At 58.3% G+C, this 12205-nt stretch carries 12 protein-coding genes; 3 read left to right on the forward strand and 9 right to left on the reverse strand.

The features are described 5' to 3' along the window. Positions 1-119 precede the first annotated feature (119 nt). Complete coding sequence (locus ACQY47_RS05500) at positions 120-536, forward strand: OsmC family protein (RefSeq protein ID WP_017134472.1); 417 nt, start codon at positions 120-122, stop codon at positions 534-536. 64 nt (positions 537-600) lie between these two features. Beyond that, entirely contained in the window at positions 601-1467 is an 867-nt protein-coding gene (locus ACQY47_RS05505) for a pirin family protein (RefSeq protein ID WP_099549022.1), read from the forward strand. 99 nt (positions 1468-1566) lie between these two features. Here ACQY47_RS05505 and ACQY47_RS05510 read toward each other — a convergent pair whose 3' ends face one another. The 4 genes from ACQY47_RS05510 to ACQY47_RS05525 form a co-directional block, all read right to left on the reverse strand. After that, on the reverse strand, positions 1567-2295 hold the full coding sequence (locus ACQY47_RS05510) for a dienelactone hydrolase family protein (RefSeq protein ID WP_017134474.1): 729 nt from the start codon (positions 2293-2295) through the stop codon (positions 1567-1569). A 66-nt stretch (positions 2296-2361) separates the two neighbouring features. Continuing rightward, complete coding sequence (gene htpG, locus ACQY47_RS05515; protein ID WP_099549107.1) at positions 2362-4266, reverse strand: molecular chaperone HtpG; 1905 nt, start codon at positions 4264-4266, stop codon at positions 2362-2364. A gap of 89 nt (positions 4267-4355) precedes the next feature. Further along, entirely contained in the window at positions 4356-4808 is a 453-nt protein-coding gene (locus ACQY47_RS05520) for a PaaI family thioesterase (RefSeq protein WP_017134476.1), read from the reverse strand. After that, complete coding sequence (locus ACQY47_RS05525) at positions 4805-5281, reverse strand: PaaI family thioesterase (RefSeq protein ID WP_017134477.1); 477 nt, start codon at positions 5279-5281, stop codon at positions 4805-4807. The genes ACQY47_RS05520 and ACQY47_RS05525 overlap by 4 nt, the downstream gene beginning before the upstream one ends. A 158-nt stretch (positions 5282-5439) precedes the next feature. Here ACQY47_RS05525 and ACQY47_RS05530 point away from each other — a divergent pair, with 158 nt between their 5' ends. Then, entirely contained in the window at positions 5440-5697 is a 258-nt protein-coding gene (locus ACQY47_RS05530; RefSeq protein ID WP_017134478.1) for a hypothetical protein, read from the forward strand. A gap of 96 nt (positions 5698-5793) precedes the next feature. Here the strand turns inward: ACQY47_RS05530 and ACQY47_RS05535 are convergent, their stop codons facing one another. The 5 genes from ACQY47_RS05535 to lpdA all read right to left on the reverse strand — a co-directional run bounded on the left by ACQY47_RS05535 (position 5794) and on the right by lpdA (position 12201). Continuing rightward, complete coding sequence (locus ACQY47_RS05535; RefSeq protein WP_017134479.1) at positions 5794-6534, reverse strand: DUF599 domain-containing protein; 741 nt, start codon at positions 6532-6534, stop codon at positions 5794-5796. Between the two features lie 233 nt (positions 6535-6767). Then, a complete protein-coding gene (gene brnQ, locus ACQY47_RS05540; protein ID WP_056859730.1) occupies positions 6768-8081 on the reverse strand; it encodes a branched-chain amino acid transport system II carrier protein in 1314 nt (437 codons plus the stop codon). 431 nt (positions 8082-8512) lie between these two features. Beyond that, entirely contained in the window at positions 8513-9394 is an 882-nt protein-coding gene (gene sucD / locus ACQY47_RS05545; RefSeq protein WP_003210566.1) for a succinate--CoA ligase subunit alpha, read from the reverse strand. Further along, on the reverse strand, positions 9394-10560 hold the full coding sequence (gene sucC / locus ACQY47_RS05550) for an ADP-forming succinate--CoA ligase subunit beta (RefSeq protein WP_003210567.1): 1167 nt from the start codon (positions 10558-10560) through the stop codon (positions 9394-9396). The genes sucD and sucC overlap by 1 nt, the downstream gene beginning before the upstream one ends. A 204-nt stretch (positions 10561-10764) precedes the next feature. Next, complete coding sequence (gene lpdA, locus ACQY47_RS05555; RefSeq protein ID WP_017134447.1) at positions 10765-12201, reverse strand: dihydrolipoyl dehydrogenase; 1437 nt, start codon at positions 12199-12201, stop codon at positions 10765-10767. Positions 12202-12205: the final 4 nt, after the last annotated feature.

The following is a 12205-nucleotide window of genomic DNA, read 5'->3' on the forward strand; positions in this document are numbered from 1 at the left end:
AAACGCGATATCAACGCGCTTGGCAATCGCGCGGGCAGCCATTGGAAAAAACACGGAACACTGAAGTGCCAGCATGCTCTATAACTGCATGACCTTTTACTGCCCTCGTGAGGTTTGCCATGCCTGTTACCGTCAATACGCTTAACCACGACAACTTTCGCCACAGCGTGAACATCAACAACCACGAACTGTTCACCGACCTGCCCAAGAGCCTGGGCGGTGATGATTCGGCGCCCTCGCCCCACGATTATTTCGACGCCGCCCTGGCCTCGTGCAAGGCGCTGACCGTCAAGCTCTACGCGCAGAAAAAAGACATCCCGCTCACCGGCGTCACCGTGGAAGTTACCCACGACAGCTCAGAGGAGCAAAAAGGTAAGTACACGCTCAACGTCAAGCTGACGCTCAAGGGCGTACTCAGCGATGAGCAGCGCGATGAACTGCATCGCGTCGCCGATAAGTGCCCGGTACACAAGCTGATGACCACCGCCGACGTCACCATCGAAACCAAACTGTCCGAAGGCGCTTTCAGCCAGTAGCCCCAACCTCCCGTCGAGCGGGTTATGCTCAGTAGCACCTAACCCGCTCAGACAGGGACGCCCCATGACCACCCTCACCGTGATCCGCCCGCGCGCCGAAGACGTCGAAGGCCAGCCGATCCTGCGACCGCTGCCGTCACGCGAATGCCGCAGCGTCGGGCCTTTTGTGTTTTTCGACCATATGTTGTCGACCCGCTATGCACCCGGCACCGGCATGAATATCCGCCAGCACCCGCATATCGGGCTGTCCACCCTCACCTACCTGTTCGAAGGCGCCCTGCAACACAAGGACAGCCTGGGCTCGGACCAGGTAGTGCAAGCCGGTGACGTCAGCTGGATGACCGCCGGCAGCGCAATTGCCCACGTCGAGCGCACGCCCGAAGCCCTCAAGGCCAGTGGTTTCAGCCTGCACGGCCTGCAGGTGTGGCTGGCCTCGCCCAAGGACCATGAAACCGGGCCGGGCCACTACAGCCATCACCCGGCGGCAAGCCTGCCGGTGAGCGATAACCTGGGCGTGCAGATTCGCCTGATCGCAGGCGCGGGCTTCTGCCTTAAATCGCCGGTGCCGGTGCTGTCGCCTACGTTATATGCCGAGGTGCAGATGCACACGGCCACGACGCTGCTGATCCCGGATGAGCATGAGGAGCGCGCGGTGTATGTGCTGGACGGCGAGGTGCAGTTGGACGGTGAGGCAGTGGAGGCGCATAGCCTGGTGGTATTGCCGAGCGGGCAGGAAATGACCTTGTTTGCCGAAAGCGATTGCCACGTGGTGGTGTTCGGCGGCGCGCCGCTGGATGGGCCACGCCGGATCAATTGGAATTTTGTCGCGAGCGATCCGGCGGTGATTGAACAGGCCAGGCAGCGCTGGGCGGCCGGGGATTGGCCGACGGTGCCGGGTGAGTCTGAAAGGATTGAGTTGCCTGTCAGATAGCTATCGCAGGCAAGCCAGCTCCCACCTGTCGACTGTTTTCACAGTTCAAGGTGTGGGAGCTGGCTTGCCTGCGATGATGCCGGAACAGGCGCTAAAGGTTTAGCCCTTGAACACTTCATCCAGCAAGTTATGCATCGACTGGAACGCACGCTTGGCCGTCTTGGCGTCGTACATCATCTTGCCCGGCACATTGGCGTGCGGGTCAGTAAAGGAATGCACCGCGCCGCCGTAGCTCAGCAGTTGCCAATCCACACCGGCGGCGTTCATTTCTTGCTCAAACGCCGGCAGTTGCTCTTTCGGCACCAACGGATCGGACGCGCCGTGCAGCACCAGCACCGAACCCTTGACGTGCTTGGCACCTGCCGGGTTTTGTGTGTCGATCGTGCCGTGGAACGACACAGCAGCCTTCAACGGCGCACCGGTACGTGCCAGCTCCAGCGAGCAGAAACCACCAAAGCAGAAACCGAAGGTCGCCAGCTTCGAGGTATCAACGGCCGCTTCGGTTTGGCTTTGCAGTTGCTCAAAGGCCGCCTGCATGCGCTTGAGCAGCGCCGGGTTATCGTTCTTCAACGGCATCATCGCAGCGCCGGCTTCATCGCCATTCGTCGGGCGCACGGTTTGCCCGTACAGGTCGGCGATCAGTACCACGTAGCCTTTGCTGGCCACGCTCTTGGCGATTTCCTCGGCACCCGCACTCACCCCCATCCAGTTCGGCGCCATCAGCAGGCCCGGCAGCGGGCCCTTGTGGCTGGCATCGAACGCCAGGCGGCTTTCATAAGACTGGCCATCAATCTGATAGACCACGGAACGTACAGTGACTTGGCTCATCATTTACTCCAGTTGAGGTGCGTTAGAACGAAAAAACCCGCCGAAGCGGGTTTTTCTACAACGGTGTTAAACCGACAGTTCAACCAACAGCTTGTTCAGCCGGCGCACATACGCGGCCGGATCTTTAAGGCTGTCACCGGCAGCCAGGGCTGCCTGGTCGAAGAGGATGTGCGACAGGTCGCCAAAACGCTCTTCACTCTGCTCGCCATCGAGTTTCTCGATCAGCGGGTGAGCCGGGTTGAATTCGAAGATCGGCTTGGAATCCGGGACTTTCTGCCCGCTGGCTTCGAGGATCTGACGCATCTGCATGCCCAGGTCCTGCTCACCGATGGCCAGAATCGCCGGAGAGTCGGTCAGACGGTGGGAAACCCGCACTTCGCTGACGGCATCGCCCAAGGCAGTCTTGATCCGCTCAACCAGGCCTTCTTTGGCCTTGGCGACCTCTTCGGCTTCCTTCTTCTCTTCTTCGGAGTCCAGGTTACCCAGGTCCAGGTCACCACGGGCCACGTCGACGAAGGTCTTGCCGTCGAACTCGCTGAGGTAGCTCATCAGCCACTCGTCGATACGGTCGGTCAACAGCAGCACTTCGATGCCTTTCTTGCGGAAGACTTCCAGGTGCGGGCTGTTCTTGACCTGGGCGTAGGTTTCGCCGGTCAGGTAGTAGATCTTGTCCTGACCTTCCTTGGCGCGTGCCAGGTACTCGGCCAGCGACACGATCTGCTCGCCGTCGTCACCCTGAGTCGAGGCAAAACGCAGCAGGCCGGCGATTTTTTCCTTGTTGGCGAAATCTTCTGCCGGGCCTTCTTTCATGACCTGGCCGAAGTTTTTCCAGAAGCCCTTGTATTGCTCAGGCTCGTTCTTCGCCAGTTTTTCCAGCATGTCGAGCACGCGCTTGGTCAGCGCCGACTTCATGGAGTCGATGATCGGGTCTTTCTGCAGGATTTCCCGCGACACGTTCAGCGACAGGTCGTTGGAGTCGACCACACCTTTGATGAAGCGCAGGTACAGCGGCAGGAACGATTCCGCCTGGTCCATCACGAACACGCGCTGCACGTACAGTTTCAGGCCTTTTGGCGCCTCACGCTGGTACAGATCGAATGGGGCACGGGCAGGTACATAAAGCAGCGAGCTGTATTCCAGCTTGCCTTCGACCTTGTTGTGGCTCCAGCTCAGCGGGTTCTCGTAGTCGTGAGCGATGTGTTTATAGAACTCCTGGTACTCCTCGTCTTTGACTTCGGTACGAGGGCGGGTCCACAAGGCGCTGGCACGGTTGACCACTTCCCATTCCTGGGCAGGTTTCTCTTCGCCCTCGACAGCCGCTTGTTCTTTCGGCAGTTCGATCGGCAAAGCGATGTGGTCGGAGTATTTCTTGATGATATTGCGCAGGCGGTAGCCGTCGGCGAATTCATCTTCAGCGGCTTTGAGGTGCAGCACGATACGCGTGCCACGGTCAGCCTTGTCGACAGTGGCGATTTCGAACTCGCCCTCACCTTTGGAGGCCCAGTGCACGCCTTCGCTGGCGTCAAGGCCGGCGCGGCGGCTGAATACTTCAACCTTGTCGGCAACGATGAAGGCCGAGTAGAAGCCCACGCCGAACTGGCCGATCAGGTGCGAATCTTTCTTCTGGTCGCCCGACAGGTTCTTCATGAAGTCTGCGGTGCCGGATTTGGCGATGGTACCCAGATGGGTAATCGCGTCTTCGCGGCTCATGCCGATGCCGTTGTCTTCGAGGGTGACGGTCTTGGCGTCCTTGTCGAAGCTCACACGGATTTTCAGTTCGGCGCCACCTTCCAGCAACTCAGGCTTGGAGAGGGCTTCGAAACGTAATTTGTCGACAGCGTCAGAGGCGTTCGAGATCAATTCGCGAAGGAAGATTTCCTTGTTGGAATACAGCGAATGGATCATGAGGTGCAGCAGTTGCTTCACCTCGGTCTGGAAGCCCAGGGTTTCCTTTTGAGTTTCCACACTCATGGTCATCAAACTCCAATTGGATGGCAGTGGCCGCGCCCGAAAGGGTTGGCGGCGGGTTGTCATCAAAGTTGGGGGCTAAGACCAGGATTTCAAGGGCGCACCAATTCCTCAATTTTGAAATGTGCGCGAGCGGTGGCAATCGGCTCAGCGGCGGTGCTTTGCCAGGCGGTGATCGCCACATTCGCCACCCGGCGGCCTTGGCGCCACACCTGGCATTTGGCGTAGGTGTCGCGAAACTGCCCGGCACGCAGGTAATCCAGGGAAAAATCGATGATTTTCGGCAAACCTGGCGCACCGGTAAATACCAGCAAATGTAACGCTGCCGACAGCTCCATAAAGCCTGCGATCACACCGCCGTGCAGCGCTGGCAATATCGGGTTACCAATATTGTCCTTGTTGGCCGGCAGGCGAAACAGCAGCTCATCCCCCAACCTTGAGCATTCGATGCCGATCAGCTTGGCGTAGGGCACCAGGTTGAGCAACGCCTCATAGTCGCCGCGCTCATGGGCCTGTTCGAGGCGGGTCTTGAATCGATGCGTCATGCCTGGTCTCCCTTGATCGAATTGCCGAGTCCTTGCGTGCCTTTGAGGCGCTTGCCCATGCGCATGAAGGTGCCCACCACATGGGCGATGGGTTGCTGAGGATCATCCTGGTAGGCAAAGCCACGGGTAAAGATCACGTCGGTGGTCACCCGGTAGCATTGTGCAAAGCCATACACCGGCTTGTGCGGCTCGGCGGGATGCATGTAGTCGACGCGCAAATCCAGGGTCGGGCACACCTCGAACTCCGGCAGCACGCACAGCGTGGCCATGCCGCAGGCGGTGTCCATCAGTGAGGTCAGCGCGCCGCCGTGAATCACGCCGGTCTGAGGGTCACCGACGATATGCGGACCGTAAGGCAGGGCCAGCGTCATGCCCTCCTCGCTGGCGGCATGCACGATGATGCCCAGCACCTGGCAATGGCGCAGGGCCAAAACAAAGCGTGTGGCACGCTCTAACAAGGGATTTTCGGTCATGTGTGCAGACTCTTATTAGTGTGGGTTTTCACGGTGCGGGTGTGGGCGCAAAAGTTCCTGGGTGACGGTGTTTTATATATCTTTGAAACAAAAGGAACTAATGCTGGCCGTCCAAGCTCGAAAGGCCAGTAGATATCTTCAATAAGGAGAAACACCCCATGCGCAAGACTTTAGCTATTTCCATGATGTTGGCCGCTGCCCTCGGTCTCGCTGCCTGCGATAAGAAATCCGAAGACAAAGCCCAAGATGCCGCCGCGCATTCTGAGCAAGCTCAGAAGGACATGGCGAAAGCACAGGATAAAGTGAACGACGCTGCGAAAGAAAACGCCGATGCTGCCAAAGCTCAGGCTGAATCGAACGAAGCCGCCGCGAAAGAAGCTGCACCTGCTGCACCTGCAGAACCTGCCAAGAACTAATAGCCTGGCATTTGCTGCAAAAAGAAAGCCCGCTTACATAGCGGGCTTTACTTTGCCTGCGATTTATAGAATTTGATTAACCCTGGGTGCCACTCATCAAGACACGGTTTCTTTAGCCGGCTCCGCCACCGGCATATCGGTCGGCGTATAAACCATCACCTGCAGTACGTCGGAATGAAACTCGCGGCGATACAGCACCAGTACCACCCCGCTGCTCATCAACATGAACAACCAGGGGCTGACAAACCAGGCCAGCATGGTCATGCCGAAGTAATACGAGCGCAGGCCAAAGTTGAACTGGTTGGCCGCCATCGAAATCACCCGCGCCGCCCGCAGGGCAAATGCCTTGCGCTCCTGCTCCGACACCTGCCGCTCACCGATCATCGGCGCCGAGCCCACCAGCACGGCGGCAAAGTTGTATTGGCGCATGCACCAACTGAAGGTGAAGAACGCGTAGACGAACACCAGCGCCAGGCACAGCAGCTTGATTTCCGACATGCCCTGTGACGCCTGCTGCACCATGGGGATGTCCGCCAGCAACGATACCGCACGCTCGGACGCGCCCAGCACGGTGAGAATACCGGCGAGAATAATCAACGTGCTGGAGGCGAAGAACGAGGCATTGCGCTCCAGGTTGCCGATCACACTGGCGTCGGCAATCCGGTTATCGCGCAGCAGCATACGGCGCATCCAGTCTTCGCGATACAGGTGCAGCACGCTGGCCAGGCAGGCGGTGTCTCGGGCTTTCCAACTGGCATAGCGGGTGTAGCCACCCCAGCACAGGGCGAACCAGAAGGCGGCCAGCAGGTGGATTTGATTGGTTTCGATGAACGACATGCAGGGCCTTGTATACGATGATTAAAGACAAACACGGTTAAAAATGTGGGAGCTGGCTTGCCTGCGATGGCGGTGGATCAGGCGACACAGCAGTGACTGAACCGACGCCATCGCAGGCAAGCCAGCTCCCACATTGACCGAACTCCAACTTTAGAGCGTTGTGGTCTTGCAGGCATAAAAAATGCCCCGTATCGATTGATACGGGGCATTTCAGTACAGCGTGAAACCGCGGCTTAGGCGATGGCTTCGCTACGCTTGCCGAGCATACGGTCAACCACTACCGCCACGCCGAGCGTCATCACCGACGGCACCAGCCATGCCAGGCCTTGCTCACTCAGCGGCAGGTGCGCCAATTGTGCAGGCATCCAATCGGCCAAGCCAGCGCCTTTAAGCGCGTCGATGCAACCAAAGATGAACGACACCAGCATCACCGGGCCAACAATACGGCCCTGCTCCTGCCAGAAGTCTTTGCAGAAGCTCAGGGCCACCAGCACGATGCACGGCGGGTAGATCGCGGTGAGTACCGGGATCGAGAAGGCAATCAGCTTGGTCAGGCCCAGGTTGGACACGAACAGCGAGAACAGCGCCAGGATCACCACCAGCGTCTTGTAGGACAGTGGCAGGACCTTGCTGAAGTACTCGGCGCAAGCACAGGTCAGGCCCACGGCAGTGACCAGGCACGCCAGGGAGATCAGCACAGCGAGGAAGCCACTGCCCAGGGAGCCGAAGGTGTGTTGCACGTAGGCGTGCAGCACTGCCGCGCCATTGCTGGCACCGGCCGCCACCGCGTGGCTGCCCGAACCCAGGCGGAACAGGCTGATGTACACCAGCGCCAGGCCCACGCCGGCAATCAGCCCGGCGATGATCGCATAGCGAGTGATCAGCTTTGGCGACTCAACACCACGGGAACGAATCGCGTTGACGATGACGATACCGAACACCAGCGCGCCGAGGGTATCCATGGTCAAGTAGCCATTGATAAAGCCCTGGGAGAACGGTGCAGCGACGTATTCCGGGGTGGCGACACCGACATCTCCGGCCGGCAAGGCAAACGCAGCGATGCCCAGCACAGCCAGTGCGATGATCTTCAACGGTGCGAGAAAACGCCCTACCGTGTCCAGCAGACGCCCTGGGTACAGGGAAATGAAGAACACCAGCAGGAAGTACACCGAGCTGTAGAGGAACAGCGCCAGCGGGCTTTCGCCGGTCAGCGGCGCCAGGCCCACTTCAAACGAAACGGTCGCGGTGCGCGGGGTGGCGAACAGCGGACCTACCGCCAGGTACGCCGCCGCCGCCAGCAGGCCACCGGCGATCTTGCCGATCGGGCTGCTCAATGCGTCCATGCCGCCGCCGACCTTGGCCAGCGCGATCACGGTGACCACCGGCAAGCCAACTGCGGTGATCAGGAAGCCCAGCGCTGCCATCCAGACGTGAGGCCCGGACTGCAAACCAACGATAGGCGGGAAGATGATGTTGCCAGCGCCCACGAACAGGGCAAAAGTCATAAAGCCTAACGCCAGGATGTCCTGGCTTTTCAACACTTTCATTTCAGGAAATACCACACTACTGAATCGGAATTTAGAGAGGGATTCCCTGTGGATGAGGGAACTGCTGCCGGCCCTGATGGGGACCGACCGGTCTAGCGCGCGGCTTCCTTTTGGGAGGCGGACGCATAAAGAGGCGGCTAGAGTACAGAAATAAGCCGACAAACGCACTGTTGCGGGGCGGACTGTCCGATAAGCGACATCCAAATGTCGCGTTTTCATACTTAATTTGGCAGTGCCGTCCCTGTGGGAGCTGGCTTGCCTGCGATAGCGATCTGTCTGTGCCAAATGTGTTGGCTGACACACTGCTATCGCAGGCAAGCCAGCTCCCACATTTGACCGAGTAAATCTGCCAAAAAATAGGCAAATCCAGAATGCACAAAGGCCACCCGAAGGTGGCCTTTGTGTGGTGAAGCGTCAGCTAAGCGCGAGGCTTACTTGACAGCCCAACCGGTCAGCTCGGACAAAGCCTTGCCGATGTCTGCCAGCGAACGCACGGTTTTAACGCCTGCGTCTTCCAGGGCAGCAAACTTCTCGTCTGCTGTGCCCTTGCCGCCAGAGATGATTGCGCCAGCATGGCCCATGCGCTTGCCTGCAGGGGCAGTCACACCAGCGATGTAGGAAACAACCGGCTTGGTCACGTGTGCCTTGATGTAGGCAGCCGCTTCTTCTTCAGCCGAACCGCCGATCTCACCGATCATCACGATCGCTTCGGTCTTCGGGTCTTCCTGGAACAGCTTCAGGATGTCGATGAAGTTCGAACCTGGGATCGGGTCACCGCCGATGCCGACGCAAGTCGACTGACCGAAACCGGCGTCAGTAGTCTGCTTGACAGCTTCGTAAGTCAGGGTGCCGGAACGCGAAACGATACCGACTTTACCTGGCAAGTGAATGTGACCAGGCATGATGCCGATCTTGCATTCGCCTGGGGTGATCACGCCTGGGCAGTTAGGGCCGATCAGGACTACGCCCAGCTCGTCGCACTTAACTTTAGCGTCCAGCATGTCCAGGGTAGGAATGCCTTCGGTGATGCAAACGATCAGCTTGATGCCGCCAAAGGCTGCTTCCAGGATCGAGTCCTTGCAGAAAGGAGCTGGAACGTAGATCACACTGGCGGTGGCGCCTGTGGCAGCTACAGCATCTTTCACGGTGTTGAACACTGGCAGGCCCAGGTGCTCGGTGCCGCCTTTGCCCGGAGTTACGCCGCCAACCATCTTGGTGCCGTATTCGATGGCTTGCTGGGTGTGGAAACTACCTTGCGAACCGGTAATACCCTGGCAGATAACTTTGGTGTCTTTATTGATCAGGACGCTCATTATTTGCCCTCCGCAGCTTTGACAACTTGTTGAGCAGCGTCGGTCAGGCTGGTAGCCGCGATGATGTTCAAACCGCTTTCTGCCAGTACTTTAGCGCCCAGTTCAGCGTTGTTACCTTCAAGGCGAACAACAACCGGGATTTTAACGCCAACTTCTTTCACTGCACCGATGATGCCTTCGGCAATCATGTCGCAACGAACGATGCCGCCGAAGATGTTGACCAATACTGCTGCGACGTTGGAGTCGGACAGGATGATCTTGAACGCTTCGGTAACGCGTTCTTTGGTAGCACCACCGCCCACGTCGAGGAAGTTGGCTGGTTTGCCGCCATGCAGGTTGACGATGTCCATGGTACCCATGGCCAGGCCAGCACCGTTGACCATGCAACCGATGTTACCTTCCAGGGCTACGTAGTTCAGTTCGAACTTGGCAGCGTGCGCTTCGCGCGGATCGTCTTGCGACGGATCGTGGAAAGTCTTCAGCTTAGGCTGACGGTACATGGCGTTGGCGTCGATGTTGATCTTGGCGTCGAGGCAGTGCAGATCGCCGTCAGCCTTGATCACCAGCGGGTTCACTTCCAGCAGGGCCAGATCGTGATCCTGGAACAGTTTGGCCAGACCTACGAAGATCTTGGCGAACTGGGCAACTTGCTTGCCTTCCAGGCCCAGCTGGAAAGCCAGCTCGCGACCCTGGAATGGCTGAGCGCCAACCAGTGGATCGATAGTGGCTTTCAGAATTTTTTCTGGGGTTTCTTCGGCGATCTTCTCAATGTCCACGCCACCTTCGGTGGAAGCCATGAACACGATGCGACGGCTCGAACGGTCAACGACAGCGCCCAGGTACAGCTCTTTAGCGATATCAGTGCACGATTCAACCAGGATCTTGGTGACTGGTTGGCCATTGGCATCAGTCTGGTAAGTCACCAGACGCTTGCCCAGCCACTGCTGTGCGAAGGCCTTGGCGTCTTCTTTGCTGCGAACCAGCTTGACGCCGCCCGCTTTACCGCGACCACCGGCGTGGACCTGGGCTTTGACAACCCATTCGGTACCACCGATTTTGTCGCAAGCTTCTGCTGCTGCTTCCGGGGTGTCTACTGCGTAACCCTTGGATACTGGCAGGCCGTATTCAGCGAACAGCTGCTTACCCTGATACTCGTGAAGATTCATGCTTTTTACCGTCTTCGTTAGGTACTGCGCATTCGGCGCTGCGCTCATTATGAGTGCCGCACCACCTGTGACTGCTGCTTGCACAATTTGCGAGGCTTAAGACCCGTAAAACTGTGCAAGGCTGCGTCCAGCGGATATTCCGCGGTGAGTCTTGCGCGCAAGGCTCACGACGGGCAACTCCGCCGTGGTTTCTTATTATCTCGCTTAGCGCTTCTTGCGGTTGGCGATGTGGATGGCGCCGCCATTCACTGCCAACGCTGCTTCGTGCAACGCTTCGGACAGGGTCGGATGGGAGAAGACCATCATGCCCAGGTCTTCGGCACTGGTGCCGAATTCCATACCGATCGCGCCCTGCTGAACCAGTTCTGCAGCGCTCGGGCCAATCACGTGGACGCCCAATACGCGGTCAGTCTTGGCATCAGCGATGACTTTGACAAAACCACCGGTGTCGTTAGCTGCCATGGCACGGCCAGAAGCGGCAAACGGGAAGGTGCCGACGTTAACTTCAACGCCTTCAGCTTTCAACTGCTGTTCGTTCTTGCCGACCCATGCAATTTCCGGGTGGGTGTAGATAACCGATGGGATCAGGTCGTAGTTCATCTGGGTTTTATGACCCTTGATGCGCTCGACAACCATGATGCCTTCTTCGGAAGCCTTGTGCGCCAGCATCATGCCGCGAACCACGTCGCCGATGGCATACACGCCTGGCACGGTAGTAGCGCAATGATCGTCAACGTGGATGAAACCACGCTCGTCGATGTTCACGCCGCTGTCGGAAGCCAGCAGGTCGGTGGTCACTGGACGGCGACCCACGGCTACGATCAGCTTGTCGAAGGTGATGGTCTGCTCGCCTTCTTTATCGGTGTAGGTCACAACGACTTCTTCGCCGTTGACCTTGGAACCGGTAACACGGGCGCCCAGCTTGATATCCAGACCTTGCTTGGTCAGGGTTTTCAGCGCTTCTTTGGACACTGCAGTGTCGGCAGCCAGCAGGAACGTGTCCAGGGCTTCCAGCACAGTCACTTCAGAACCCAGGCGCGACCATACCGAACCCAGTTCCAGGCCGATTACGCCAGCGCCGATCACGCCCAGACGCTTGGGAACCGCTTGGAATTCCAGGGCGCCGGTCGAATCAACGATCACGTTCTGGTCAACAGGAGCAGGCGGAATGTCGATTGGACGCGAACCTGGTGCCAGGATCACGTTTTCGGCTTCGATGACTTCAACCGAGCCGTCCGGCTTGGTGATTTCAACTTTCTTGCCGGCCAGCAGCTTGCCGTGGCCTTGCAGGGAAGTGACGCCGTTGGCCTTGAACAGGGTGGCAACGCCGGAAGTCAGGCCTTTAACGATGTTGGCTTTACGGCCGACCATTGCTGGCACGTCCATGGTCACGCCAGCATGGTTGATGCCGTGGATCGCGAAACCGTCTTGGGCTTCGTGGAATTTCCAGGAGCTGTCCAGCAGCGCCTTGGAAGGAATGCAACCAACGTTCAGGCAAGTACCGCCCAGCGCCAGTTTGCCTTCCTTGTCGGTGTATTTTTCGATGCAAGCAGTCGAGAGGCCCAGTTGTGCGGCCTTGATCGCGGCAACGTAGCCGCCAGGACCGGCACCAATCACTACAACGTCAAATTTCTGTGTCATGAAA

It is taken from the genome of Pseudomonas edaphica (assembly GCF_965277385.1).
Lineage (GTDB): Bacteria > Pseudomonadota > Gammaproteobacteria > Pseudomonadales > Pseudomonadaceae > Aquipseudomonas > Aquipseudomonas edaphica.